The 24,730-nt window shown below is 68.6% G+C and carries 24 protein-coding genes; 10 read left to right on the top strand and 14 right to left on the bottom strand.

Going from position 1 to position 24,730, the window contains the following annotated elements; all coding sequences use genetic code 11:
• Positions 1-72 precede the first annotated feature (72 nt).
• The 7 genes from ACEI37_RS08240 to ACEI37_RS08210 all read left to right on the top strand — a co-directional run bounded on the left by ACEI37_RS08240 (position 73) and on the right by ACEI37_RS08210 (position 6,449).
• Positions 73-1,935 carry an amidohydrolase gene (locus tag ACEI37_RS08240; RefSeq protein WP_373376250.1) on the top strand — a complete coding sequence of 621 codons (1,863 nt, stop codon included), beginning with the start codon at positions 73-75 and terminating at the stop codon, positions 1,933-1,935.
• A 50-nt stretch (positions 1,936-1,985) separates the two neighbouring features.
• Positions 1,986-2,450: a DoxX family protein gene (locus tag ACEI37_RS08235; RefSeq protein WP_373376249.1), complete on the top strand. Its 465-nt coding sequence runs from the start codon at positions 1,986-1,988 to the stop codon at positions 2,448-2,450.
• Positions 2,451-2,455: 5 nt separating this feature from the next.
• Positions 2,456-4,087: an MFS transporter gene (locus ACEI37_RS08230; RefSeq protein ID WP_373376248.1), complete on the top strand. Its 1,632-nt coding sequence runs from the start codon at positions 2,456-2,458 to the stop codon at positions 4,085-4,087.
• Positions 4,088-4,112: 25 nt separating this feature from the next.
• Entirely contained in the window at positions 4,113-4,391 is a 279-nt protein-coding gene (locus ACEI37_RS08225; protein ID WP_373376247.1) for a XapX domain-containing protein, read from the top strand.
• On the top strand, positions 4,378-5,484 hold the full coding sequence (locus ACEI37_RS08220) for a porin (RefSeq protein WP_373376246.1): 1,107 nt from the start codon (positions 4,378-4,380) through the stop codon (positions 5,482-5,484). The genes ACEI37_RS08225 and ACEI37_RS08220 overlap by 14 nt, the downstream gene beginning before the upstream one ends.
• 67 nt (positions 5,485-5,551) lie before the next feature.
• Positions 5,552-5,935: a response regulator transcription factor gene (locus tag ACEI37_RS08215; RefSeq protein WP_373376245.1), complete on the top strand. Its 384-nt coding sequence runs from the start codon at positions 5,552-5,554 to the stop codon at positions 5,933-5,935.
• Positions 5,936-6,038: 103 nt separating this feature from the next.
• Positions 6,039-6,449 carry a hypothetical protein gene (locus tag ACEI37_RS08210; protein WP_373376244.1) on the top strand — a complete coding sequence of 137 codons (411 nt, stop codon included), beginning with the start codon at positions 6,039-6,041 and terminating at the stop codon, positions 6,447-6,449.
• Positions 6,450-6,514: 65 nt separating this feature from the next.
• On the opposite strand, the gene ACEI37_RS08205 is transcribed toward ACEI37_RS08210, so the two are convergent.
• From ACEI37_RS08205 to ACEI37_RS08170, 8 genes are all read right to left on the bottom strand, one after another.
• A complete protein-coding gene (locus ACEI37_RS08205) occupies positions 6,515-8,059 on the bottom strand; it encodes an acetolactate synthase large subunit (protein WP_373377736.1) in 1,545 nt (514 codons plus the stop codon).
• Positions 8,060-8,130: 71 nt separating this feature from the next.
• Positions 8,131-8,916, bottom strand: a complete 786-nt coding sequence (locus ACEI37_RS08200) for a GntR family transcriptional regulator (protein WP_373376243.1) — start codon at positions 8,914-8,916, stop codon at positions 8,131-8,133.
• A 221-nt stretch (positions 8,917-9,137) separates the two neighbouring features.
• On the bottom strand, positions 9,138-9,341 hold the full coding sequence (locus tag ACEI37_RS08195; protein ID WP_115665425.1) for a CsbD family protein: 204 nt from the start codon (positions 9,339-9,341) through the stop codon (positions 9,138-9,140).
• Positions 9,342-9,440: 99 nt separating this feature from the next.
• On the bottom strand, positions 9,441-10,055 hold the full coding sequence (locus ACEI37_RS08190; RefSeq protein ID WP_373376242.1) for a hypothetical protein: 615 nt from the start codon (positions 10,053-10,055) through the stop codon (positions 9,441-9,443).
• Positions 10,056-10,364: 309 nt separating this feature from the next.
• Entirely contained in the window at positions 10,365-13,487 is a 3,123-nt protein-coding gene (locus ACEI37_RS08185) for an efflux RND transporter permease subunit (RefSeq protein WP_373376241.1), read from the bottom strand.
• Between the two features lie 13 nt (positions 13,488-13,500).
• A complete protein-coding gene (locus ACEI37_RS08180) occupies positions 13,501-14,694 on the bottom strand; it encodes an efflux RND transporter periplasmic adaptor subunit (protein ID WP_373376240.1) in 1,194 nt (397 codons plus the stop codon).
• Between the two features lie 54 nt (positions 14,695-14,748).
• Positions 14,749-16,152: a TolC family protein gene (locus ACEI37_RS08175; RefSeq protein ID WP_373376239.1), complete on the bottom strand. Its 1,404-nt coding sequence runs from the start codon at positions 16,150-16,152 to the stop codon at positions 14,749-14,751.
• Positions 16,153-16,482: 330 nt separating this feature from the next.
• Positions 16,483-17,640, bottom strand: coding sequence for an acyl-CoA dehydrogenase family protein (locus tag ACEI37_RS08170; RefSeq protein WP_373376238.1), 1,158 nt, complete (start codon positions 17,638-17,640; stop codon positions 16,483-16,485).
• A 228-nt stretch (positions 17,641-17,868) separates the two neighbouring features.
• Between ACEI37_RS08170 and ACEI37_RS08165 the strand changes: the two genes are divergently transcribed.
• Positions 17,869-18,114, top strand: coding sequence for a hypothetical protein (locus ACEI37_RS08165; RefSeq protein ID WP_373376237.1), 246 nt, complete (start codon positions 17,869-17,871; stop codon positions 18,112-18,114).
• A 24-nt stretch (positions 18,115-18,138) separates the two neighbouring features.
• Here the strand turns inward: ACEI37_RS08165 and ACEI37_RS08160 are convergent, their stop codons facing one another.
• A complete protein-coding gene (locus tag ACEI37_RS08160) occupies positions 18,139-18,999 on the bottom strand; it encodes a LysR family transcriptional regulator (RefSeq protein ID WP_373376236.1) in 861 nt (286 codons plus the stop codon).
• A gap of 126 nt (positions 19,000-19,125) precedes the next feature.
• Between ACEI37_RS08160 and ACEI37_RS08155 the strand changes: the two genes are divergently transcribed.
• Together ACEI37_RS08155 and ACEI37_RS08150 are read left to right on the top strand one after the other, a co-directional pair.
• Complete coding sequence (locus tag ACEI37_RS08155; RefSeq protein ID WP_373376235.1) at positions 19,126-19,371, top strand: antitoxin; 246 nt, start codon at positions 19,126-19,128, stop codon at positions 19,369-19,371.
• Positions 19,371-19,793, top strand: coding sequence for a type II toxin-antitoxin system VapC family toxin (locus ACEI37_RS08150; protein ID WP_373376234.1), 423 nt, complete (start codon positions 19,371-19,373; stop codon positions 19,791-19,793). Before ACEI37_RS08155 ends, ACEI37_RS08150 begins: the two co-directional genes overlap by 1 nt.
• A gap of 61 nt (positions 19,794-19,854) precedes the next feature.
• Here ACEI37_RS08150 and ACEI37_RS08145 read toward each other — a convergent pair whose 3' ends face one another.
• From ACEI37_RS08145 to ACEI37_RS08125, 5 genes are all read right to left on the bottom strand, one after another.
• A complete protein-coding gene (locus tag ACEI37_RS08145; RefSeq protein ID WP_373376233.1) occupies positions 19,855-20,253 on the bottom strand; it encodes a hypothetical protein in 399 nt (132 codons plus the stop codon).
• 205 nt (positions 20,254-20,458) lie between these two features.
• Complete coding sequence (locus tag ACEI37_RS08140; RefSeq protein ID WP_373376232.1) at positions 20,459-21,283, bottom strand: class I SAM-dependent methyltransferase; 825 nt, start codon at positions 21,281-21,283, stop codon at positions 20,459-20,461.
• Between the two features lie 172 nt (positions 21,284-21,455).
• Entirely contained in the window at positions 21,456-22,304 is an 849-nt protein-coding gene (locus tag ACEI37_RS08135; RefSeq protein WP_373376231.1) for an EamA family transporter, read from the bottom strand.
• Between the two features lie 81 nt (positions 22,305-22,385).
• Entirely contained in the window at positions 22,386-23,726 is a 1,341-nt protein-coding gene (locus ACEI37_RS08130) for a sorbosone dehydrogenase family protein (protein ID WP_373376230.1), read from the bottom strand.
• Positions 23,727-23,869: 143 nt separating this feature from the next.
• Positions 23,870-24,574: a glutathione S-transferase N-terminal domain-containing protein gene (locus ACEI37_RS08125; protein WP_373376229.1), complete on the bottom strand. Its 705-nt coding sequence runs from the start codon at positions 24,572-24,574 to the stop codon at positions 23,870-23,872.
• Between the last annotated feature and the right edge of the window lie 156 nt (positions 24,575-24,730).

Genomic DNA, 24,730 nt, shown 5'->3' with positions numbered 1-24,730 from the left:
TCAGTTACCCGCCGGCAATTCATCGCCTCCGCCGCCGCACTCGGCGCGAGCGCCTCTTCGGAGATCTTCGCCATGTCACCAGGCACCCCCGACCTCATCCTCGTCAACGGCAAGTTCGCCACGCTCGACAAGTCCAACCCGCAGGCCGATGCCGTGGCCGTGCGTGACGGCCGCTTTGTCGGCGTCGGCACGCGCCAGGACATCATGAAGCTGGCCGGGGCGCAGACGAAGGTCATCGACCTGAATGGCCGGCGGGCCATTCCCGGGCTGATCGACAGCCACATGCATATCATCCGCGGCGGCCTGAACTACAACATGGAGCTGCGCTGGGACGGCGTGCGCTCGCTGGCCGATGCGATGCGGATGCTGAAGGACCAGGTCGCGCGTACCCCTGCGCCGCAATGGGTGCGCGTGGTGGGCGGCTTTACCGAGCACCAGTTCGTCGAAAAGCGCCTGCCGACCATCGAGGAACTGAACGCCGTGGCGCCCGATACGCCGGTGTTCATCCTGCACCTGTACGACCGCGCCATCCTGAACGGCGCCGCGCTGCGCGCCGTGGGCTACACCAAGGACACGCCGAATCCGCCGGGCGGCGAGATCGTGCGCGATGCGCGCGGCAACCCGACCGGCCTGCTGCTGGCCAAGCCCAACGCCACCATCCTTTACGCGACGCTGGCCAAGGGCCCGAAGCTGCCGCCGGAGTACCAGAAGAACTCGACCCGCCATTTCATGCGCGAGGTGAACCGGCTGGGCGTCACCGGCGTGATCGATGCGGGCGGCGGCTACCAGAACTACCCCGAGGACTACAGCATCATCGAGGAACTGCACAAGGAAGGGCAGCTGACGGTGCGGCTCGCCTACAACCTGTTTACGCAGAAGCCCAAGGAAGAGCTCAACGACTTCAAGACCTGGACCTCGAAGGTCAGGCCCGGCCAGGGCGACGACCTCTACCGCCACAACGGCGCCGGCGAGATGCTGGTCTACACCGCGGCCGACTTCGAAGACTTCCGCGTCGAGCGCCCCGAGATGGCGCCGTCGATGGAAGCCGACCTGGAGCCGGTGATCCGCTTGCTGGCGGAAAAGCGCTGGCCGTGGCGGCTCCATGCCACCTATGACCAGACCATCTCGCGCGCGCTCGACGTCTACGAGAAGGTCGCCAAGGACATTCCGTTCGATGGCCTGAACTGGTTCTTCGACCATGCCGAGACCATCACCGACCGCAATATCGACCGCATTGCCGCGCTCGGCGGTGGCATCGCCGTACAGCACCGCATGGCGTACCAGGGCGAGTATTTCGTCGAGCGCTACGGCGCGCGCGCGGCCGAAGCGACGCCGCCGGTGAAGAAGATGCTGGAGAAAGGCGTCAAGGTCGGCGCCGGCACCGATGCCACGCGCGTGGCCTCGTACAACCCGTGGGTGTCGCTGTACTGGCTGACCACCGGCAAGACCGTGGGCGGCATGGCGATGTACCCGCAGGCCAACCTGCTCGACCGCGAGACCGCGCTGCGGCTGTGGACCGAGGCCAATACCTGGTTCTCGTCCGAGGTGGGCAAGAAAGGGCAGATCAAGGTGGGCCAGCTCGCCGACCTGGCGGTGCTGTCGGCGGATTACTTCAGCGTGCCGGGCGACGAGATCCAGGACATCGCCTCGGTGCTGACCGTGCTCGGCGGCAAGGTGGTCTATGGCGACGGCGACTTCAGCAAGCTGTCGCCGCAGATTCCGCCGCCGATGCCGGACTGGTCACCGGTGCGGCATGTGGGCGGCTATCAGCCGCGGCCGCAGGCACGCAAGCTGGCGATGAACACCGCGTGCGGCTGCGCCAGCAGCTGCGGCGTGCACGGCCACGCGCATGCCAGGGCCTGGACTTCCAGCGTGCCGACCTCGGACGAAAGCACCTTCTGGGGCGCGCTCGGCTGCTCGTGCTGGGCGTTCTGATCCCGGGCACCACACCCATACTCACCACGCCCCCAACCCGGAGACCGGCCATGCCTGAACCGACCACCACGCTGACGCCGCCCTCCGCCGGCGCGGCAACGCCCCTGCTGCCGCGCTGGCTGCACTGGCTGGCGCTGTTGCTGCTGTGCGCGGCCTACCTGCAGGGCGGCCTGGTCAAGCTGGCCGACTTCGGCGGCGCGGTCGCGGAGATGCAGCACTTCGGCCTGTCGCCGGCGGTGCCGATGGCGATCGCCACCATCGTGCTGGAGCTGGGCGCCTGCGCCATGATCCTGCTCGGCTGGCGCCGCTGGCTGGGCGCGCTGGCGCTGGCGGCGTTCACGCTGGCCGCGACCTTCGTCGCCAACCGCTTCTGGCAGGCACCGCCCGACGCGCGGTTCATGATGGCCAATGCCTTCTTCGAGCACCTGGGACTGGTGGGCGGCTTCCTGCTGGTGGCCTGGCATGACCTGCGCGAACGCGCGCTGCGCACGCAGCTTGCGCAAACGGACCGGTAACCAGCATGGCCGAACAAGCACTCCGTCCCGCGCCCTCGCCCGCCAACGGCGGCACCTTCGCGCCGCTGGCGCAGGCCACCTTCGCGGTGCTGTGGGCCGCAACCATCCTCGGCAATATCGGCAGCTTCATGCGCGACGTGGCCAGCGCCTGGCTGGCCACGGACCTGTCCACCTCTCCCGCCGCGGTCGCCACGATCCAGGCCGCGGCCACGCTGCCGGTGTTCCTGCTGGCAATCCCCGCCGGCGTGCTGTCCGACATCCTCGACCGCCGGCGCTTCCTGATCGCGGTGCAGGTGGGTCTGGCCATGGTCAGCGGCACGCTGATGGTGCTGGCCTGGCGCCAGGCGCTGACGATCGAGATCCTGATCGGCATGGCCTTTCTCGGCGGCATCGGCGCGGCGATGATGGGCCCGACCTGGCAATCGATCGTGCCCGAGCTGGTGCCGCAGCAAGAGCTCAAGCGCGCGGTCGCGCTCAATGCGCTGGGCGTCAATATCGCGCGCGCGATCGGTCCCGCCGCCGGCGGCCTGCTGCTGGCGGCGTTCGGCGCGGCCACGACCTATGGCGTGGACCTGGTCAGCTATATCTTCGTGATCGCCGCGCTGCTGTGGTGGAAGCGGCCGCAGCGCGCCGCCGACCCGCTGCGCGAGCATTTCCTGGGCGCGTTCCGCGCGGGGCTGCGCTTTACCCGCGCGCACAGCAAGCTGCATATCGTGCTGGCGCGCGCGGCCGTGCATTTCGCCTTCGGCAGCAGCATCTGGGCCTTGTTGCCGCTGGTGGCGAAGCAACTGCTAAAGGGCGGCGCCAGCCTCTATGGCGTGCTGCTGGGCGCGGTGGGCCTGGGCGCGATCCTCGGCGCGCTGGTGATGCCGCGGCTGCAGCGGCGCCTCGATGCCGACGGCATGGTGCTGCTGTCGGCCATCGTCACCGCTGTGGTGATGGCGGCGCTGTGCGTCGCGCCGCCGGTGTGGCTGGCGCTGCCGCTGCTGCTGTTCCTCGGCGCGGCGTGGATCACGGCGCTGACCACGCTGGGCGGCGTGGCGCAGGCGATCCTGCCCAACTGGGTGCGCGGACGCGCGCTGGCGGTCTACCAGATGGTGTTCAACGGCGCGATGGCGGCAGGCAGCCTGGTGTGGGGCTTCGTCGCGCAGGCGCTGGGCATCTCCGGCGGGCTGCTGGTGGCCGCCGGTGGCTTGCTGGTCGCGGCGCTGCTGCTGCACCGGCTGCGGCTGCCGCGCGGCGAAGAAGATCTCGCCCCCGCCCAGCACTGGCCCGAGCCGGAAGGCGCCGACGAGATCGCGCACGACCGCGGACCGGTGATGATCCTGATCGAATACTGCGTGCGCGCGGAGGACCGCGATGCCTTCCTCCGTGCGGTGCACAAGCTCTCGGAAGAGAGGCTGCGCGACGGCGCCTTCAACTGGGGCGTGATGGAAGACCCCGCCGATCCGGAACTGCTGACCGAATGGTTCCTGGTCGAGTCCTGGGCCGAGCACCTGCGCCAGCACCGCCGCGTGCCGCACGCCGATGCCGACCTGCAGCGCGAAATCACGCGCTTCCATGCGCGCGAGACGCCGCCGCGCGTGCGGCACCTGCTGGGCGTCGGGCTGCCGGCAGCGCCGACGGCGCCGCACTGACCTGCCAACCTCACCGGAAATCCCCATGAAGCTCTACCTTGTCTCCCTGGCCGCCGGCATCCTGGTCGGCATCATCTACGCGCTGATGCAGGTCCGCTCACCGGCGCCACCGGTGGTGGCGCTGATCGGCCTGCTCGGCATGCTGATCGGCGAACAGGTGGTGCCGCCAATCAAGCGCATGCTGGCCGGCGAACCGGTGACCGCCGCATGGTTCCATGCCGAGTGCATGCCCAAGATCACGGGTACCCCCGGCCCGACGCTGAACGCCTCCAGCAAGACCCCCGCCGACGATGCCACGCACTAGCCCGGCAGTCCGCGCGCTGCTGGGCACGTGCTGCGCACTGCTGTGCGCGCCTGCGCTGGCGGCGGGCAGCGTCACCGTCTACGGCCGCCTGAACACGTCGCTCGAGTTCAGCCACGCCAGCACCGCGACCGACGGCACCGGGCTGGGCAGTATCGTGCGCCTGAACAACAACCGCTCGGTATTCGGCCTGCGCGGCGAAGAAGACCTGGGCGGCGCGCTCAAAGCCGTGTGGCAGATCGAAAGCGCACTGTCGCTCGATTCCGGCCAGGGCCAGATCGCCAGCCGCAATTCGCGCATCGGCCTGCGGGGCAGTTATGGCCTGCTGTTCCTGGGCCACTGGCACACGCCCTATACCGAGGCGACCATGGGCTACGACCCGTACTACCCGACCACCGCCGGCTATATGGCGCTGATGGGCAACGGCTCCGCCTCGAGCACGGACAACGTCGAGAACACCAGCTCGTTCGACCGGCGCCAGAAGAACATCGTGCAGTACCGCACGCCGCGCTGGGCCGGCGTCAGCCTGTGGCTGGGCTGGGGCTTGCCCGAGGAGAAGACCACCGTCGCGCGCAATCCCGCGCTGTACTCGGTGGCGGCGGTCTATGAGCGCGGCCCGCTCAACGCGACGCTGGCCTGGGAGCGCCACCAGCACTACCAGGCCGCCGGCCGCAACGACGACGCGCTCAAGGCCGGCATGGCGTGGCAGCTGCTGCCCGGCACGCGCCTGGCCGCGGTGGTCGAACACCTGCACTACCGTACCGATACCGGCGACCTGCAGCGCAACGCCTACTATGCCTCGCTGGTGCAGCAGGTCGGGACCGGCAGCGTGCGCATTGGCGTGGCGTACGCGGCCAACGGCACCGGATCGTCGGCGGATACCATCGGCTTCTTCCGCAGCGGCGCGCAGACCCATGCCACGCAGTTCACGGTGGGCTACGACTATCCGCTGTCGCGCCGCACCGCGCTGTATGCCTACTACAGCCGCATCGACAATGCCGCCAACGCGATCTACGACTTCGCCATCAACGACCTTGGCATCCGCGCCGGCGCCGATCCGCAGACGTTTGCGCTGGGGCTGCGGCACACCTTCTAGTGCCGCCCACGCAGCAAGGGGGCGTGCGTGACCCCTGCCACCGCGCACGCCTGTTCGAGGAGTTCGCGTGAATGCCACGCCCGTGATTGCCATCGTCGACGACGACGCTGCCGTGCGGCACGCGATGGGGCGGCTGCTGCGCGCCTTCGACCTGGCCGTGGAGCTCTACCCCGGCGCGGGGCAGCTGCTCGCGTCGCCGTCGCTCGACGGCATTGCCTGCGTGATCGCGGACGTGCAGATGCCGGGCATGGACGGCTTTGCGCTCATCGATACGCTGCGCGCGCGCGGCCTGCGCATGCCGGTGATCTGCATGACGGCCTTCGACAAGCAGGGATATGAAGGGCGCGCGCAGGCGGCGGGGGCGGCGTGCTTTATCGGCAAGCCGTTCGAGGATACCGAAATCATCCGGTGCATCGAACGGGCGCTGGGGTTGGCGGGCGACACGCGGTAGGATGGCCCTCCCCTGGAGCAGTCGGACCGGCGCAGGCATGCGCTCACCGCTAGAATGCAGCAACGACGCCGCGTCGCGCGTCGGTTCGCCCCCCGGAGCCGGCATGGAACCCCTCTCTTTTGAATTCGTCACCGTCGAGGAAGCCAAGAAGATCCTGGACGGCGCGCCGCCGGTGCAGGCCGCGCCGGACTGGAGCGAACAGCGGCGTGCGCCGTCGCCGGAAGATGCGGCGCTGTCGGACGTTGCCATGCGCTGGCTGGTGTCGCTGCCGGCCGGGGCGCGCCCGCTGGTGCTGTGCCGGCGCTATCCGCGCATCGGCAACCAGCTGGCGGCGCTGGCCGCCAATCCCGCCGCGCTGCATGCCTTCCTGGTCGAGTTGCTGATCGACAAGCGCGGTGGGCGGCAGGGGTTTCCGGATGGCATCGCGCTGGAGCTGTCGCGCTTGCATGAATACGTGGTGCAGCAACTGCCCGGCGCCAACGAGGCGCCGGGGTGGCCCGACCTGACCGACTGAAACGCCGGCAGGTTGCGCGGCTTGCCGGGCGGCGCGACAGACGCGCTTGCCCGCCGCGCCCGCGCTCAGATCACCAGTTCGATCAGGAACGGTCCCTTGCGCGCGTTGGCCATGCGGAACAGGTCGGCAAAGCCTTCCATGTCGGTGGCCTGCGCCCCCTCCACGCCCATGCCGTTGGCCAGCTTGACCCAGTCCAGGTCCGGGTTGCCGATATCGAGCATGTCGAGCGCGGTCTTGCCGGGATTGGCGCCGACGCCGGCCAGTTCGCCCAGCAGGATGGCGTACTTGCGGTTGGCCAGCAGCACCACGGTGACGTCCAGCTGTTCGCGCGCCATGGTCCACAGCGATTGCAGCGTGTACATGGCCGAACCGTCGGCCTGCAGTGCCACCACGCGCCGGCCGGGCTCGGCCACGGCCGCGCCGAGCGCCAGCGGCAGGCCCGCGCCGATGGCGCCCCCGGTCAGCTGCAGCCAGTCGTGCGGCGCGGCGTGGACGGTGCCGGGATAGAAGGCGCGGCCGAAGCTGACGCTCTCTTCCACCACGATGGCCTGCTCGGGCAGCAGCGCGGTGAGCGTGCGCGCCACCGCCTCGGAGGTGACCGCGCCGCGTGCGGGTTCCACCGGCGCGGGGATGGCGGCGGCGGGCAGTTGCGCGTGGCGTGCGCCGAGTTCATCGGCCAGCCGGGCCAGCGCTTCGGCCAGGTCTTGTTCCGGGCGCGCCAGCACATGGACCGCGGCATCCTCCGGATACGGGCGCGGCGACTTGCCCGGGTAGGCAAAGAACGTTACCGGCGCCGGCGCGCCCACCAGGATCACGTTGCGGATGCCGGCCAGCTTGTCGCGCGCGGCATCGCCGGAATACGGCACGCGGTCCACCGCCAGGCGGCCGCGCCCACGCGCCACGCGCGCATTGGACATCGGCGAGATCAGCCGCGCGCCGGTGGCCGCGGCGATGCGGTGCGCGTCGGCCAGCGGCGCCTCGCGCAGCGCGCTGCCGGCCAGCACGATCAAGGTCGGCTGGCCCGAGCGCAGCACGCGCGCGGCCTGCTGAACGGCATCGGGCGACACCTTGGGCACCGGCAGCGCCGGCAGCGGCGCGGCCACCGCGCCGCCCGCATCCCAGCACACGTCAGACGGCAGGATCAGGCTGGCGACGCCGCCCGGCGCGGCGCAGGCGGCCTGCACCGCGGCCGACGCATCGGCCCCGACCGAAGCCGCCTGCGTGGCGGTGCGCGTCCACACCGAGACCGGCCGGGCCCAGCCTTCGGTGTCGGCCGTCAGCGGCGCGTCCAGCGGACGGTGGTAGGTGGCCTGGTCGCCGATGATATTGACCACGGGCGTCTGCGCACGGCGCGCGTTGTGCAGGTTGGCCAGGCCGTTGGCCAGCCCCGGGCCGCAATGCAGCAGCGTGGCGGCGGGCTTGCCGGCCATGCGCGCATAGCCGTCGGCAGCGCCGGTGACCACGCCCTCGAACAGTCCCAGCACGCAACGCATGCCGGGAATGCGGTCCAGCGCCGCGACGAAATGCATTTCGCTGGTGCCGGGGTTGGCAAAGCAGGTGTCCACGCCATTGGCCAGCAGGGTCTTGACCAGGCTCTCGGCGCCGTTCATCGGTTGTGCGTTGTCCATCTGGGGTCCGTTGGTTGGAAAGTTGGCTGGAGGGTTGGCTCGGGGCCGGTCAGTCATGCCGGATGCGGGCGCGCGGCCAGCAGGTCGAAATCGAGGCAGACGAACTCGGTTGGGAATTCGATGCGGGCGAAATAGACGATGCGCTCGGCGCCCGCCGCCGTGGCCGACGGCACGCAGGCAAAGCGGCGCAGCTCCGCCACCGGCGCGCCGACCGCCAGCGCCAGCGCGGCCGCCGATTCCGCGCCGGCCGCGACGATCGACAGCCGCTGCCGCGCGCTGCTGACCGACAGGCCGGGAAAGCGGTCGAGCACCGGCACCGACGCGCCCTGGCGGAAGCCGTCAGGATCGCGCGCGAACACATCGGCCTCGATATAGACCTCGCCCACGGCGAAGGGGCGCCCGTCGAGGCGGTGCAGCCGGCGCAGGAAGTGGTAGGCGGGCGCGCGCTCGCCGCTGCACGGCATGCCCAGGTCGTCCGGCAGCGGCACATTACCGGCCAATTCGACCATGGCTTCGGTATCGAGCTGCGCGCCGACGGCGACGGCCTCGTCCCAGTGGGTCGACAGCGATACCTGCCGCCGCGCCTGGCATGGCGCCTTGACGAAGGTGCCGCGGCCGCGGGAGCGCTCCAGCAGTCCTTCCTCGTCGAGCATCGACAGCGCATGGTGCATGGTCATGCGCGCCACGCCGTACTGGCGGCACAGCTGCTCCAGCGACGGGATGCGTGCGCCCTGCCGCCAGGCGCCGCTTTCGATCTGGCGGCGAAAGATGGTGGCCAGCTGGAGGTAGACCGGCTGGCGGCTGCGGGACAGCAGTTCGCTGGAAAGAGGATCCGGCATGGGTGGGTGCCCGGTGCCGGGCGAATTGAGGCGCCGGCGGATGCCGGCGGGTAGTGAGGGACAGTATAAAAAGTCTATATAAGTAGACTACTAGGGTTTACCTTGGTGGGGCCCGAAGTGACTCTGCGGCTACGCCAGTCGAGCACGACAAACCCGACCCCAGCGGACGCACAAAAAAAAAAGCGCCCCGGGGGCGCTTTGCAAGACCGTTGTGCAGCGTCTTACCACCGCACATCCCGTTCCCACTCCTTCATCTCTTCCTCGGCGCGTTCCTTGGTATAGCCATAGCGCTCCTGGATGCGGCCGGCGAGCTGGTCGCGCTTGCCGTTGATCTGCGCGATATCGTCATCGGTCAGCTTGCCCCACTTCTCCTTGACCTTGCCCTTGGCCTGTTCCCACTTGCCTTCGATCTGATCCCAGTTCATGTCGTGCTCCTTGCGGTCATGGCAAGGGGGCGCCGGCAGCGTCCCCTTGCGTGTGGTGCGATGGACGGCCCGCCCCGGCGGGGCAGGACCGGTCGCGTCTTACTTGCCGTACTTGGCCTTCACGTCGGCCTGGCACTTGTCCTTGGAATCACCGGACATCGCGTCGCAGCGTTCCTTGTCAGCCTTGTAGGCGGCGTCCATGGTGTCCTTCTTCGCATCGGCGCGGGCTTCCGCCACGTCGCTGCGCGAACCGGTCGCCGCGGCCTTGTCGACCTTGGCGGCGGTCAGGGCTTTTTCATGTGCAGCCTTGGCGTCCTTCTTGCAGACGTCCTTGTCGTTGCCGGTCTTGTCGTCGCACATTTCCTTGGCGACGTCATAGTCGCGGTCGGCCTTGGTCTTCTCGGCCTTGGCCATCGACTTTTGCGTGCCGTCGCGGCGCGCTTCGGCCTGGGCCTTGGCCACGTCGCGGTCGCGCTTGGCCTCGGCCTTGCAGACGTCCTTGGCGTTGTCCTTCATGCCATCGCACTTGGCAGAGGCAGCCTTGTAGTCCGCGTCGGCCTGCTTCACCGCGGCGTCATAGTCTGCCCTTGCGCCGGTTGCAGCGGTTCCGGCCGTCGTTGCCGGTGCCGGTGCCGTCGTCTGCGCCAGGGCCATGCCTGCCGGGGCGGCAACCATCATCGAACACACTGCTGCGGTCAGCCATTTCTTCATCATGTCGAGCTCCTTTCCGGGTGATTGCGTAAGGGTACGCATGAGAGGCCGGCGGCTATGCTGCTGGCCATGCCGTATGTACAGAGTAGGCCCGGGGGGATGGGGTCAGCAGGCGTCCGGCTCCGAAAGGAACGTCAGACTATTCCGACATAGATTCGCGCGCAGCACATGCCTGGCTGCATCGGGTTGCGCAAGGCTTGTGGATTGCGCCTGCGCATGGAAAACGCCCCCCACGATGGGGCGGCGCCAGGCATCGCCATGTCTGCGATGCCAGACAGCCCGCGCCGGGACTAGCCCCGCGCGGCGCTGTCATCAGCCTGAAATCGCAGGCGTGATCCGGTTTCCGTCAGGCGCGGCGCCCTCCTCGTCCGGCCAGTTGCGGCCCACCATCCATTCATAGAGCGTCGGCAGCACGATCAGCGTCAGCACGGTCGCGGTGATCAGCCCGCCGATGATGACGATGGCCAGTGGCCGCTGCGTCTCGGAACCGATGGCGCGCGAGATGGCCATCGGGAACAGCCCGAGCATGGCCAGCAGCGCGGTCATCAGCACCGTGCGCAGCCGGTCCATCGAGCCGGTCAGCACGGCCTGGCGCACCGGCATGCCCTCTTCGCGCAGCTGGTTGAAGTAGGTCACCATCACCACGCCGTTCAGCACCGCCTGGCCGAACAGCGCGATAAAGCCGATCGCCGCCGACACCGACAGCGGGATGCCGGTCAGCAGCAGCGCGAACACGCCGCCGATCAGCGCGAACGGGATGTTCGAGATGATCAGCGTGGCGCTCTTGAACGACTTGAACGCATTGAACAGCAGCAGGAAGATCACCAGCACAGACAGCGGCACCACGATCGACAGCCGCGCCATGGCGCGCTCCTGGTTCTCAAACTCGCCCGACCAGCTGATCTTGACGTCGTCGGCCCTGACGTTCTTCGCCACCAGCTTCTGCATGTCCTTGACCACGCTGCCCATGTCGCGGTCGCGGATGAAGATGCCGATCGAGGTGGTGCGCTGGCCGTTCTCGCGGCTGATGTTCATCGCGCCGGAGGCGGCGCGGAAGGTTACCAGCTGCGACAGCGGCACCTGCGCGCCGTCGGCGGTCTGCATGAAGATATTGGGCAGGTTGGGCAGCGCGCGTTCCGAGGGCTTCAGGCGCACGGCCACGCTGAAGTGCTTCTCGCCTTCCCACAGCTCGGTCGCGGCCTTGCCGGCCAGCGCGGTTTCCATCAGCTCCTGCACGTCGGCCACGTTGATACCGTAGCGCGCAGCCTGGGCGCGGTCGAATTCCAGCACGTATTGCGGCAGCTCGCCGTCGCGGTCGATAAAGGCGCGCATCACGCCCTTGACCGACTGCACGTTGGCGAGGATCTGGTCGGCCACCTTCTTGTTCTGCTCGAGGCTGTCGCTCTGCACCTTGATCACGATCTGGCCCTTGATCTGCGAGATGCTCTCGAGGATGTTGTCGCGCACCGGCTGCGAGAAATTCGGCTCGATGCCGGGCAACTGGCGCAGATGCTTGTCGATCTCGCCGATGATGGCGCGCTTGTCGAGGCCGGCGCGCCATTGCTGCTCGGGCTTGAGGTCGACCAGGATCTCGACGGTGTTGATCAGCTTGGGATCGGTGCCGTCATCCGGGCGGCCGACCTTGGAGATGGTGGTGTTGACCTCCGGCGTGCGGCGGATCACGCTGCGCAGCAGCCGCGCCTGCTCGCGCGCCTCGTCGATCGAGACCGATGCCGGCAGGTCGAAGCTGACCCACATCGAGCCTTCGTCCAGTTCGGGCAGGAACTCGCTGCCGAGGAACTTGCCCGCGCCCACGGTCGCCACCAGCAGGCCCACGGCCGTGCCCACCACCAACTTCTTGTGGTCGAGCGCCCAGGCCAGCATCGGTTCGTAGAGCCGCTTGCAGTGGCGCACCAGGAAGTTGTCGTCGTGCGCGATATTCTTCTTCAGCAGCAGGTGGCACAGCAACGGCACCAGCGTCAGCGACAGGATCAGCGAACCGATCAGCGCGCCCGTCACCGTGTATGCCATAGGCGCGAAGATCTTGCCCTCGTGCCGCTGCAGCGTAAAGATCGGGATGTGCGCCGCGATGATGATGACCATCGAGAACACGGTCGGGCGGCCCACCTCGGTGGTGGCCTGCAGGATCGCATGCAGGCGCGCCCGGCTGTCCTGGATCTGCTGCGCCTTGAGCTCGCCCAGCCGCTTGAAGATGTTCTCGACCACGATCACCGCGCCGTCGACGATGATGCCGAAGTCCATCGCGCCCAGCGACAGCAGGTTGGCCGGAATCCCGACCCAGGTCAGGCCGATGAAGGTGGACAGCAGCGCCAGCGGAATGATCAGCGCGACGATCGCCGCGGCGCGCACGTTGGCCAGGAACAGGTACAGTACCGCCATCACCAGCAACGCGCCCTCGACCAGGTTGCCGAACACCGTATGCAGGGTCTTGTCGATCAGCGTGGAGCGGTCGTAATACGGCACGATCTTCACGCCCTTGGGCAGGATCTGGTCGTCGAGCAGTTCGATCTTCTGCTTCAGCGCTTCCAGCACCAGCGACGGGTTCTCGCCCTTGCGCATCACCACGATGCCCGAGACGATATCCTCTTCGTCGTCCTGGCCCATCAGGCCCTGCGGCGGCGCACTGCCGACGCGCACGTCGGCGATGTCCTTGACCAGGATCGGGGTGCCGTTGTTCTCCGCCACTACCACGTTGGCGATATCGGCCGAGGTGCGGAAGCTGCCCAGCGAGCGCAGCAGGAACTGCTGGCGCCCGTGCGCCACCGCGCCGCCGCCGGCGTTGGCGTTGGCGCGCTGCAGCGCGGTGAACAGCTGCGACAGCGAGATCCGCGCGTCGCGCATGCGCGCCAGGTTGGGGTTGACCTCGTACTGCTTGATGGTGCCGCCGATGGTGACCAGGTCGGCCACGCCCGGCACCTGGCGCAGGTTCTTCTCGACCACCCAGTCCTGCAGCGTGCGCAGCTCCTGCGGCGTATAGCCCTTGCCGGTCAGGCGGAAGCGGTAGATCTCGCCGATCGCGGTGGACAGCGGCGCCAGGTCCGGATGCACGCCGTCGGGCAGGTCGACGCTGCGCAGCCGCTCCAGGATCTGCTGGCGCGCGGCGACGTCGGTGGCCTTGTCATTGAAGGTCACCATCATGAACGACAGGCCGAACTGCGTATGCGAGAACACCCGCACCGCGTTGGGCGTACCCGCCAGCGCGGTCTCGATCGGGATCGTTACCTGGCGCTCGACTTCTTCAGCGGCGCGCCCCGGGTACAGCGTGATGACGTTGACCTGGATGTCGGACACATCCGGGAAGGCTTCGATCGGCAGGTTCTTGAACGCGGCGATGCCGCCGCCGACGAAGAGGATCAGGCCCAGCCAGACAAAGAGCTTCTGGTGCAGGGCAAAGCTGACGATGCGCGAAATCATGGGGCGATCGTCCTCAACGTTTTTCCGCCGCGCGCGCCGCGTTCACCGCGGTGGCATCGCGCAGGATGTCCTGCAGGTAGAGGTTGCCTTCGCTGACCACGGTCTCGCCGTCCTTCACGCCTTCGAGCAGCTCGGTGGTGCCGGGCAGCGTCACGCCCACGCGAACCTGGCGGCGCTCGAACGTATTGGGCGCGGTGCGCACGAACACATAGTTGCGGTTGTCGGCCAGGAACACTGCCTTGGACGGCACCGCAATGCCCTTGAACGAGGCGGCCGGCAGCTTTGCGGTGACGAACATCTCCGCCTTCAGGCGGCGTTCGGGATTGGGCACGCTCAGCCGCACCTTGATGCTGCGCGCGGTCGGATCGACATAGTCGGCAATCTTGACCACGGTGCCGGCAAAGGTTTCGCCGGGCCAGGCGGCGGTGGTCAGCTGCACATCGACACCGGGCCTGAACAGCTTCAGGTCAGCCTCGCCCGCGTCGACCTGCGCCCAAAGCGTGGTCGGGTCGGTGACGAGGAACAGCGGCGCGGCGGGGGGCTGGTCGGGGCGCAGTTCCATGCCTAGGTTGATATTGCGCTCGACCACCAGGCCGTCGATCGGGCTGCGCAGCGCGAAGCGCTGGTTGACACCACCCGGCCCTGCCGGGGCCGCGCCGTACTGGCTCAGCGCCGCCCGGGTGCGCTGCAGGTCCGCCGCGGCGCGCGCGGCATCGGCCTGGGCCTGCTCCAGTTCCTTCTGCGCGATGATGCCGGCGCCATACAGCTCGCGCTGCCGCGCCAGCGCCTTGGCCGCCACCGCACTGTCGGCGGCTGCCTTGCGTGCATCGGCCTGGGCCACGCCGAAATCCGGTGAGGTCAGCATCGCCAGCGGCTGGCCGGCCTTGACGGTGGCACCGGGCTGCACCAGCACCTCGGTCACGCGCCCGGCAAACGGCGTCGCCACGCGCACGGTCTTGTCTTCGTTCCACACCAGCCGGCCGGGCAGGCTCAGCATGCGCTCGCCGCCCGTGGTGGCGGCCTCGCCGGCGATGCCGGGCAGCGTCTTCACGCTGGCCGGAAACTGGATGGTGTTGCCGCTGACCTTGGGATCGTCATCGGCCTTGGGGGCTTCGGACTTGCCGCACGCGGCCAGCGCGAGCGCGCACAACGACATCGCCAACAGGGCGGAAATGCGGGCCGGCACGGCGGCGCTGGGAGATGACATGCGGCGGGACATGCGTGACAGGAAAGACATGAGGGGGATCGCGGGAACGGCGGTTCAGGGACGCGCGGGCGTGGCGGCAGTGCGGGCCGGCGCCGCGGTGGTCGAGGTTTGCAGCGCGGCGCGGTACGCCGACAGCGCCTTGGCGTATTCGCCCTGCGCCGCCACCGCATCGAGCCGGGTCTGGCGCAGCGCGCGGCGTGCATCGAGCAAATCGAGCACACCGCTTGCGCCCTTGCTGTAGGCGAACTCGGCGTTGCCGGCGACGCTTTCGGCGGCAGGCAGCACCTCGTCGCGCATCTGCCGCAGCGACTGGCGCGCGGTCTCGAGCTGGCTGCGCAGCCGGTCGATCTCGTTGCCGGCCTCCAGCATCACGCGGTTGCGGTCGTCGAGCGCCGCGTAGTAATCGACCTCGGCGCGGCGCGCCTCGCCGCCGTTGCTGTGGCGCACCGGCAGCGGGATCGACAGGAACACGCCGAAGCTGTTGCCGGAGCCGGAGCTGTTGGATGGCGAGGTCGGATAGTGCTCGGCCTGCGCGCCGATGGTCACGTCGGGGACACGGCCGGCACGGGCCAGATCGCGCGATGCCGCGGCGGCGGCCAGGCGTGCTTCGGCGGCGGTCACGTCGGGGCGGCGCTGGAGCGTGTCAGGGTCCGGCGGCGGCACGGCGGCATCGAGCCCCGGCCAGTCGGCCACCAGCCGGTTACCGGCAAGCGTGCCGGGCACGCCCATCGCCTGCGCCAGCAGGGCCTTGTCGCGGTAGTGGTCGGTGATGGCCTGGCGCATATCGTTCTGCGCACGCAAGGCGTCGAGCTGCAGCTTGGTCACGTCGGCGCGCGCCACGTCGCCGGCCCGGAGGCGCGTCTCGCTGGCCTGGCGGGTGCGCTCGTACAGCGCCAGCGTCTCGCGCAGCACGGCCACGCGTTCCTGGCTGGCCAGGGCATCGAAGTAGGCCTGCTCCACCATGCCGGCCTGTTGCGCCACCACGGCCTGCACCACTTCGCCTGCGGCGGCGCTGGCCTTGCGCGCGGCGTCGACGCGCAGATTGCCCTTGTTGGCCGTCTCGAACAGCTGGTCCACGCGTACGGTGGAATCCACGGTCTTGCTGCGCAGGTTGCCCGCGCCGACGCCGGCATGCGGGTTGATGTTCTCCACGCCCAGGCTCAGCACGGGATTGGGCCGCTGCGACGCGATCTGGACATCGGCCTGGCTGGCTTCCACGCCCCGGCGCGCGGCGATGATGGTGCGGTTGCAACGCAATGCGTCAAGGCGCGCCTGGGCCAGCGTCAGCGCAGCGCCCGCGGGCGGCGGCGTGCACGGGCCATCGGCCTGTGCAGCTTGGGCGACTTGCACGGAATCCGCGGCAGGCAGCGGATCGGTGAGACGTTCGGCAGCCAGGCTGGCTGCGGCCGCCAATACCAGCAGGGAAGCTGCGGCAACACGGGTTAAGACAAAAGGCACGGTCAGTCAGGCTCGGTTCGAAAACGGTCTGCGGTTAAACGACCGTGCCCGCCAAACGGTTCACCGGCAGCGCAAAAGAATCATCCTGCGCCACCGTCCGCGATGCGGTTGCGCGGCGTGGCTGTCTTGGTGCGCCCTCGCCCGCTGTCCTGATGCTGTCTACGCCATCCGGACACGATCTCCCGCCCGCATTCAAACCGAACCGCTTTACAAACGGCTTTCATTCGCCTGACAAAAACCTTTAACCCCGCGAATTTACTGAACCGTCGGAAAAAACGACAAACGGCACGGCCGTTGCCAGCCGTGCCGTCGGCGCTTTCCTGACTGCGCTTATGCCTTCACCCGGTCATCCAGCCCCAGGCTGCGGCCGATGATCTCCTTCATGATCTCGCTGCTGCCGGCATAGATGCGCGAGATGCGCGCATCGGCATACATGCGGCAGATGCGGTACTCCTCCATATAGCCGGCGCCGCCGTGCAGCTGCACGCCCTCGTCGACCATGCGCCCCTGCAGCTCGGAGGTCAGCAGCTTGGCCGACGCCGCGGTCTCCACCGTCAGCGTGCCGGCATTGTGTTGCAGCACGCACTGGTCGACAAAGGTCTGCAGCGCATCCAGCTGCGCGCGCAGTTCGGCCAGCTTGAAGCGCGAGTTCTGGAACGTGCCGATGGTGCGCCCGAAGGCCTTGCGCTCGCGCACGTAGTCCAGCGTGATGTCGAAGGCCACCTGCGCCGATGCCATGTAGCCGCAGGCGCCGATCAGGCGCTCTTCGGCCAGATGGCGCGTCAGGTAGCGGAAGGCCTGGCCGGGCTCGCCCAGCACGTTGGCCTTGGGCACCTTGACGTTGTCGAAGAACAGCTCCGAGGTGTCCTGCGAATGCAGGCCGAGCTTGCGCAGCTTGCGCCCGCGCTCGAAGCCGGGCATGCCGCGTTCGACGATGAAGAGCGTCAGGCCATGGCTGCGCTCCGGGTCGGTGCGGGCCACCACGACCACCACGTCGGCCAGTTGGCCATTCGAGATATAGGTCTTGGCGCCGTTCAGCACCCAGTGGTCGCCATGGTCCTCGGCGCGGGTGCGAATGCCAGCCAGGTCTGAACCGGTCTGCGGCTCGGTCATGGCCACGGCGAAGATCGACTCGCCGCGCGCCGCCGGCGGCAGCAGGCGCTGGCGCTGCTCTTCATTGCCGATGCGGCCGATGTAGGGTGCCACCAGGCGCGAGTGCAGCGTGCCGAAGAAGCCAGAGTCGCCGTGGCGCGCATTTTCCTCGATCAGGATCTGCTCGTAGCGGAAGTCCTGCACGCCGGCGCCGCCGTATTGCTCGTCGGCCCACATCAGCAGGTAGCCCTGCTCGCCGGCCTTGCGGAACACCTCGCGGTCCACGCAGCCCTGCTCGCGCCAGCGCTCGCCGTGCGGGCCGACCTCGCGCTGGTAGAAGCGTCGGGCGGATTCGCGGAAGGCGTCGTGTTCGGCTTCGAAGATCAGGCGTTGCATCGGGGTCTCCAGGTGTTTTGATCGACCAGGCCAGTGTCGGCCGCGCGACGTCTATGAGATTCGTCGGAACAGATGATTTTTCTTACCCCGGGGAACAGCCTTCGGCCGCACTGGAAAGCCGGTTCAATGCAATTTTATTGATATGAAGCACAAATAACTTTCATTTACCCGCCGGCACGCTTTGTGCCAATACTGGAACCACAGATAACGATTCGATGGAGCGGGAACATGGAAGCCATCCTCTGGATTGGGCTTGCGCTGGCACTGGTGGCGTTGGGGGGCTGCGTCACCTGGCTGATCGGCACGCGGGTGCCGGAACCTATCTTTGCGCGCGCGCAGTTGCATGGGCGCTTTGCCGGCCTGGAACCACGCCCGCCGCGCCGCGGCGGCGGCGGCCGGGCGCGGCGCGTGCAGCAATGGCGCCTGGTGGCCGTGCCCGCGCCTTCGGCTCGACTGGTACCGGTGCGAATCTGACTGCCAGGCGGCAACGCCTGGTCACTATTGCGGGAAGTCCCAGCGCTGCGACCAGTCGGATTCTTCCCGCACGATCTCGCGCAGGATATCCACGGCTTCACGCGCCGGTCCCGCGGGCGCCTCGGCGCAAACCAGGAACACGGGATACGAAAACTCCGGCGCGCCGGTCACGCGCGCCAGGGTCCCGTTGTCCAGGTAACTCTGCGCCACGCGCGTGCGGAAATAGCCGCTGCCGCCGTACTGCAGGATGTACTGCAACGCCAGCGGCCCCAGGTTGAAGTACAGCGACGCGCGCGCATGCTCCGGCAACGCGCTGTCATGCTGGCGGCGGAACTCCGGTCCCCAGTCGACATAGACATAGCCGCCGTCGCGCTGCGTCGAGCGGATCAGCACCAGCTTCTCTTCCATCAGCGCTTCCACGTGCATGCCCGGCGCGTACTCCGGCTGGTACACCAGCGCGGCATCGAGCGCGCCCGACTGCAGCCTGCGCTGCAGCTCCGCGCCCTCACCCACTTCCGCGCGCACCGCCTGCGCCGGCATGCGCTGGCGCAGGCGTGTCGCCCATAGCAGCACCAGCGGATTGCCAAGGCTGATCTCGGTGCCATAGCGGAACAGGCTGGCCAGCCCCGCCGGCAACGGCAACTCGCGGCACGCCGCCTCCCAGGTCTGCACCAGCTGGCTGGCATAGCCGAGGAAACGCTGCCCGTCCGGCGTCAGGCGCGCCCCGGCCTTGTTGCGTTCGAACAGGCGGCAGTTCAACTGCGCCTCCAGGCTCTTGATGCGCGCGGTGACGGCGGTCTGGGTGACATGCAGCTTGTCGGCGGCGGCCAGCAGGCTGCCGTCGCGCACGACTTGCAGGAAGGTGCGGGCGAGTTCGATGTCCATGGTGGCAAAGGATCCGGGACGACGTGGCGCATTGTAGTCAACAGTAGCCGATCGAGAATCGACCCATACACACCCGGATGTACTTCTGCTGTCATGGTGCTATGCTTTGTACCTACAGGGATGTACATGGAACTCTCGATGCCTTTCACCCGTATCTTCCGCAACGGAAATTCCCAGGCGGTGCGCATTCCCGCGGAACTGGCCTATCCCGACACCGACATGCAGTTTGAAATCGAGCGCATCGGCGATGAGTTGCGCATCCGGCCCGCGCGACGCCGCCTGACCGGACTGCTCGATGTGTTCGCCGCCTTCCCGGACGACTTCATGGCGCCAGGCCGAGACCAGGCGCAGTCCGAGCGGGAGGGGTTCTGATGGCCAGGTATATGTTCGACACCAATATGTGCATCTACCTGATGAAGAACCAGCCGCCCCAGGTCGCCGAGCGTTTTAGCCGGTGCTTCGAGGGGGACGTGGTGCTGTCCGCCATCAGCCTGGCCGAACTGGAATTCGGCGTCACCGTGTCGCGCGATCCGCACGGAGCCCGGCGCGCCTTGCAGGCGCTGATCGGGCGCGTGCCGGTGCTGCCGCTGAATGCGGCAGCGGCGCGCGCTTACGGTCCGGTCCGTGCCGCCACGCGCGAACGCAAGGCCGATGCGCTGGACGAGCTGATCGCGGCGCATGCCATTGCCGAAGGGCTGATCGTGGTCACGCGCAACGTCCGCGACTTTGCCGCATATCCCGGCCTGCGCGTGGAAGACTGGACCGAGGGCGAGGTGGCAGTGCCGGGCAGATAATGTGTTGTCATTCCCGCGCAGGCGGGAATCCAGCGTCTTTCACACTCCTTCGGAAATAAAGTCACTGGGTTCCCGCCTTCGCGGGAACGACGGTGGTCAACTGAACGGCATTGCCGATTCTCCGCGCCAATTCCTGATCCTTCTCGGCTCGCGCCGACACGCTGCGCGCCTCGCGTGGCGGCCGCAACGGTGCGATGCCTTCCGGCTCCTGCCAGGCCAGGCCATTGTCATAGCCGGTGGCGGCCGCCTCGAGGTAGCCGGGCGCAAACTTGCGCTCCGGTGTCACCGCCTGCACGGCGGGCGCCGTGGCGGCCTGCGGCGCCTCGGACTGTGCGCAGGCGACGCTGTTGAGGCATAAGCCCAGCACACGCAGCAGCACCATGGCTTGGCGCGAACGGCGTCGGATAGCGGACGGGCGCGACGCGGCCTGCCCGTTCTGGCATGGGGATCGGGTATTCATCGGGATTCTCCGGGAAGCCATTGCTGGCAGGTGGCACAACGAGCGGCGCGCCGCGCTCGCTGTCCATTGCGCAATGACTGTGCCACCGGGCTAATGCCGGCTAATGCGGGCTAGGGCCGGGATTGCGGCACATTCCGAGCGTGGAGTGGTGGGACCGGGCCGACGCTGGCAATGCAGGTGTCGGCCGGCGTCCAACATGCTTGCCTCAGGGCTTGACCGCCGCCGCCAGCACCGCCGGCATTGGCACCTCGAAGCCACTGCCGCGCATATAGCCGGCAACGGTGCCGCGCAGCACGGCGCGGATTTCGTCGCGGGCCTTGGGGGTCTGCGCGCGCAGCGTGGCGGCGGCGCGCACGGTGCCCTGGGCCAGTGCGTCGAACAGCTGGTCGGGCGTGGAGAAGCGCCAGACCTGGGGCACGCTGCGGCAAGTGGGCATGACAAAGCCGGCCTGCTGCAAGGCGCTGCGGCAATGGCTGGGATCGCTGAACAGGAAGAAATTCGGCCCGACCGGGATATCGACGTCCATCGAGCCATAGGCGCGGATCGCGGCATAGACCGCGCCGAAGCCGACCGCACGCTCGGGCGTATCCCATACCGTAAAGGCGATCCGCCCACCCGGGCGCAACACGCGAAAGGACTCGGCCAGCGCCGCGTCCGGGTCGGACATATGGCACAGGCCAAAGCCGTTGACCACGGCGTCGAAGCTGGCATCGTCGAACGGCAATGCCTGCGCGTCGGCCTGCTGGTACTGGACCTCGGGATGCAGCTTGCGCGCCAGTTGCACCTGCGCCTGCGCGAAATCGATGCCGACCGACTCGGCCCCGCGCTGCACCGCCCCGGCCGCGACGTAGCCGGAGCCGGACGCGACGTCGAGCACGCGCTGCCCGCCGGCCACATGCGCGGCGTCCAGCAAGGCCTCGACCGATTGCCGGGTCACGTGCGACAGGTGCTCCTGGTACCGGCTGACGACTTCCGGGTCTTCCCAGCCAGCCAGCTCAAAGGCGCGAAACGAATCTGCGGTGTGGTCCATGCCTACTCCTCGGCGACGATGTCCAGACGGGCGGGCGTGTATTGGTGATGTTGGTGTGCGGACGCAGCGCAGATGCGTCCAGAGAACCCGGTCAAGCCAAGTATAGACAGCGCCGCGCACAATCAGCGGCCGGGCGCTCGGGCGAGCACCCCGGCCGCCGGGCTTCACCCGTTCAGGCGAAGCGCAGCGTCGCCACGCCGGCGGCGATCAGGCAGGCCGCGCCCAGCCGCGCGGCGCCGACCCGTTCCTTGAGCAGCAGCGCGGAGATCAGCGCGCCGAACAGGATCGACGATTCTCGCAAGGCGGCCACCGGTGCCACTGGCGCGCGTGTCATCGCCCACAGCGACAGCCCGTAGGACGCCAGCGTGCCGCCCCCGCCCACCAGCGCGAACAACAGGTTGCGCCGCACGTAACCGGCCAGTTGCGGCCGGCGCGTCGCCAGTGCCCACGCCGCCAGCGGCACCGCGGTCAGCACGAAAATCCAGAAGGCATAGGCTACCGGCGCGCCGGAGCGGCGCACGCCGGTGCCGTCGATCAGGGTATAGGTGGCGATCACCAGCGCGTTCAGCAGCGCCAGCCACACGCCCTCGCGGCTGCCCGGGAGGCCACGGTGGCCACGTGCGCCGCCGGCCATGGCCAGGATGCCGAGGCTGATCACGGCGATGCCGCCCCATGCCAGTGCCGACAGGTGCTCGCCCAGCCAGCCCACGCTGGCCAGCGCCACCAGCAACGGCGCGCAGCCGCGCATCAGCGGGTAGGTCAGGCTCATGTCGGCGCTGCGGTAGATGCGCGCCACCAGCGCAAAGTACACCACGTGCACGCCCACCGACGCGGCGATGAAGGGCCAGCTTGCGGCCGCCGGCTGCGGCAGCGCCGGCAGCGCCACCGCGGCCATCAGGCCAGCCGTGACCGCCACCATCACGGTGGACAGCAGCTTGTCGCCGCCGCCCTTGACCACGGCATTCCACGCGGCATGCAGGAAGGCGGCAAGCAGGACGACGGCGAAGACGGTGAGCGACATGGGCGGCAGCGAAGTCGGCGCCGGCAGGCAGCGCGGGATCGCGCCATTCTAGCCGCGCCGGCATGCCGCGCCGCGGCCCGGCTATCTGGCGCCGCTGACCCGCCAGACCGTATTGCCGACATCGTCGGCCACCAGCAGGCCGCCGCGCTGGTCGATCGCCACGCCCACCGGGCGCCCGCGCGCCTTGCCGTCGTCGTCGACAAACCCGGTCAGCACGTCGAACGGCGCACCCTGCGGCCGGCCCTGGCTGAACGGCACGAAGATCACCTTGTAGCCCGCCAGCGGGCGCCGGTTCCAGGAACCATGCAGGCCGACGAACATACCTTCGCTGAAGCGCGCCGGCAGGCTGTTGCCGCCAGCCGCGGCCAGGCCGAGCGCGGCGGTGTGCGCGCCCACGGCATAGTCGGGCACGATGGCCTTGGCCACCAGGTCCGGTGCCGGCGGCTTCACGCGCTGGTCCACGTGCTGGCCGTAGTAGCTGTAGGGCCAGCCGTAGAAGCCGCCGTCGCGTACGGAGGTGATGTAGTCCGGCACCAGGTCGCTGCCGATCTCGTCGCGCTCGTTGACGGCGGTCCACAGCATGCCGGTGACCGGCTCCCACGCCATGCCGTTGGGATTGCGCAGGCCGCTGGCAAAGATGCGGTGCGCACCGGTCCTGCGATCGACCTCCCAGATCGCGGCGCGGCCGACTTCCTTGTCCATGCCGTTCTCGCCCACGTTGCTGTTCGAGCCCACGGTCACGTACAGCTTGCTGCCATCGCGGCTGGCGATCAGGCTCTTGGTCCAGTGATGGTTCAGCGGGCCGCCGGGCAGGTCGACCACCTTTTGCGGCGCGGCGCTGATTTCGGTCTGGCCGGGCTGGTACGGGAAGCGCAGCAGCGCGTCGGTGGCGGCCACGTAGAAGTCATTGCCGACCAGCGCCATGCCGAAGGGTGAATTCACGTCTTTCAGGAACACCGAGCGCTGGTCGGCAACGCCGTCGCCGTTGCTGTCGCGCAGCAGCGTGATGCGGTTGGCGCTGGGCGTGCCGGCGCCGGCGCGCTTCATCACCATCTTCATGATCCAGCCCTTGATGCCCTTGCCGTCGTCGGGCTTGGGCGGGGCATTGCTCTCGGCTACCAGCACGTCGCCGTTGGGCAGCACATAGACCCAGCGCGGATGGTCAAGCTTGTCGGCGAAGGCCGTCACCGCCATGCCTTTGGCCGGCACCGGGCGCTGGCCCGCGGCCCAGCCGATGGCCGGCGCGATCTTGACGGTGGGGATGGCGGTCTCGTGGGGCGGCGGCAGCTGCGGCGTGGGTCCGAAGCCGGCTTCGGACGGCAGCTTGGCGGATTCGCCGCAACCGGCGAACGCTGCGACCAGGGGCACGGCTCCGGCTAGCATGGCGGTGCGCAACAGGCGCAAGGGGGTGGGCATCGGCATGGTCCAGGCTCCTCAGGCAGCGCAGGGCGGCGCACCTGTGTGCTTGGACTATAGGACGCGCGGCGCGCGGCGCTCTGTAGGCGTCGCGGAAGGCACCGGGTAGGACGATGCCGACGCCCGCGTCGCGCCCTGCCCCGGCGCGCTCAGCCCCGGTGCGGCGTATCCAGCCCCTTCACCACCGCCGGTCGCTGCACGAACGCATCCAGCACGCGCCGCACATTGGCGAAGTCCTTGAAGCCGACCAGGTCGCCCGCCTCGTAGAAGCCGACCAGGTTGCGCACCCAGGGCAAGGTCGCGATGTCGGCAATGGTGTACTCGTCGCCCATGATCCAGGCGCGGCCTTCCAGGCGCTGCTCCAGCACCTTGAGCAGGCGCCGGCTCTCCGCCACGTAGCGGTCGCGCGGGCGCTTGTCCTCGTAGTCCTTGCCGGCGAACTTGTGGAAGAAACCCAGCTGGCCGAACATCGGGCCGATGCCGCCCATCTGGAACATCACCCACTGGATGGTCTCGTAGCGGCGCGCCGGATCGGAAGGGATCAGCTTGCCGGACTTGTCGGCCAGGTACAGCAGGATCGCGCCCGATTCGAACAGCGCCAGCGGCTTGCCGCCCGGGCCGTTGGGGTCGAGGATCGCGGGAATCTTGTTGTTCGGGTTCAGCGACAGGAATTCCGGCGACAGCTGGTCGTCGGTATCGAAGCGCACCAGGTGCGGCTCGTACGGCAGGCCGGCCTCTTCCAGCATGATCGACACCTTGACGCCGTTGGGCGTGGGCAGCGAATAGAGCTGGATGCGGTCGGGATGCTGCGCCGGCCATTTGCGGGTGATGGGGAAAGCGGACAGATCGGGCACACGGGCTCCTTGGTTCGGGCGCTTCCTCATCGTGGGGAAGCTGCCGGACAACGAAAGAGCCCGATCATAAACCGGTGTTGGCGGGCTTGCAGGGCGGCGCCCTGCACAAACAGAAGGGGCCCCGCGGGGCCCCTTCCTCATGCCAATCGGCTACGG

It is taken from the genome of Cupriavidus nantongensis (assembly GCF_041726985.1).
In the GTDB taxonomy this organism is placed as follows: domain Bacteria; phylum Pseudomonadota; class Gammaproteobacteria; order Burkholderiales; family Burkholderiaceae; genus Cupriavidus; species Cupriavidus nantongensis_A.
Note: the sequence above shows the minus strand (reverse complement) of the source record. Positions and strands in the feature narration are given on the sequence as shown.

Excerpts from the sequence above, each read along its gene's own strand:
- ACEI37_RS08160 (WP_373376236.1), bottom strand. The coding sequence starts at position 18,999 with ATGGACATCGAACTCGCCCGCACCTTCCTGCAAGTCGTGCGCGACGGC.
- ACEI37_RS08155 (WP_373376235.1), top strand. The coding sequence starts at position 19,126 with ATGGAACTCTCGATGCCTTTCACCCGTATCTTCCGCAACGGAAATTCC.
- ACEI37_RS08230 (WP_373376248.1), top strand. The coding sequence starts at position 2,456 with ATGGCCGAACAAGCACTCCGTCCCGCGCCCTCGCCCGCCAACGGCGGC.
- ACEI37_RS08190 (WP_373376242.1), bottom strand. The coding sequence starts at position 10,055 with ATGATGAAGAAATGGCTGACCGCAGCAGTGTGTTCGATGATGGTTGCC.
- ACEI37_RS08180 (WP_373376240.1), bottom strand. The coding sequence starts at position 14,694 with ATGTCATCTCCCAGCGCCGCCGTGCCGGCCCGCATTTCCGCCCTGTTG.
- ACEI37_RS08235 (WP_373376249.1), top strand. The coding sequence starts at position 1,986 with ATGCCTGAACCGACCACCACGCTGACGCCGCCCTCCGCCGGCGCGGCA.
- ACEI37_RS08140 (WP_373376232.1), bottom strand. The coding sequence starts at position 21,283 with ATGGACCACACCGCAGATTCGTTTCGCGCCTTTGAGCTGGCTGGCTGG.
- ACEI37_RS08210 (WP_373376244.1), top strand. The coding sequence starts at position 6,039 with ATGGAACCCCTCTCTTTTGAATTCGTCACCGTCGAGGAAGCCAAGAAG.
- ACEI37_RS08145 (WP_373376233.1), bottom strand. The coding sequence starts at position 20,253 with ATGAATACCCGATCCCCATGCCAGAACGGGCAGGCCGCGTCGCGCCCG.
- ACEI37_RS08130 (WP_373376230.1), bottom strand. The coding sequence starts at position 23,726 with ATGCCGATGCCCACCCCCTTGCGCCTGTTGCGCACCGCCATGCTAGCC.
- ACEI37_RS08200 (WP_373376243.1), bottom strand. The coding sequence starts at position 8,916 with ATGCCGGATCCTCTTTCCAGCGAACTGCTGTCCCGCAGCCGCCAGCCG.
- ACEI37_RS08150 (WP_373376234.1), top strand. The coding sequence starts at position 19,371 with ATGGCCAGGTATATGTTCGACACCAATATGTGCATCTACCTGATGAAG.
- ACEI37_RS08195 (WP_115665425.1), bottom strand. The coding sequence starts at position 9,341 with ATGAACTGGGATCAGATCGAAGGCAAGTGGGAACAGGCCAAGGGCAAG.
- ACEI37_RS08205 (WP_373377736.1), bottom strand. The coding sequence starts at position 8,059 with ATGAACGGCGCCGAGAGCCTGGTCAAGACCCTGCTGGCCAATGGCGTG.
- ACEI37_RS08135 (WP_373376231.1), bottom strand. The coding sequence starts at position 22,304 with ATGTCGCTCACCGTCTTCGCCGTCGTCCTGCTTGCCGCCTTCCTGCAT.
- ACEI37_RS08185 (WP_373376241.1), bottom strand. The coding sequence starts at position 13,487 with ATGATTTCGCGCATCGTCAGCTTTGCCCTGCACCAGAAGCTCTTTGTC.
- ACEI37_RS08170 (WP_373376238.1), bottom strand. The coding sequence starts at position 17,640 with ATGCAACGCCTGATCTTCGAAGCCGAACACGACGCCTTCCGCGAATCC.
- ACEI37_RS08225 (WP_373376247.1), top strand. The coding sequence starts at position 4,113 with ATGAAGCTCTACCTTGTCTCCCTGGCCGCCGGCATCCTGGTCGGCATC.
- ACEI37_RS08240 (WP_373376250.1), top strand. The coding sequence starts at position 73 with ATGTCACCAGGCACCCCCGACCTCATCCTCGTCAACGGCAAGTTCGCC.
- ACEI37_RS08165 (WP_373376237.1), top strand. The coding sequence starts at position 17,869 with ATGGAAGCCATCCTCTGGATTGGGCTTGCGCTGGCACTGGTGGCGTTG.
- ACEI37_RS08220 (WP_373376246.1), top strand. The coding sequence starts at position 4,378 with ATGCCACGCACTAGCCCGGCAGTCCGCGCGCTGCTGGGCACGTGCTGC.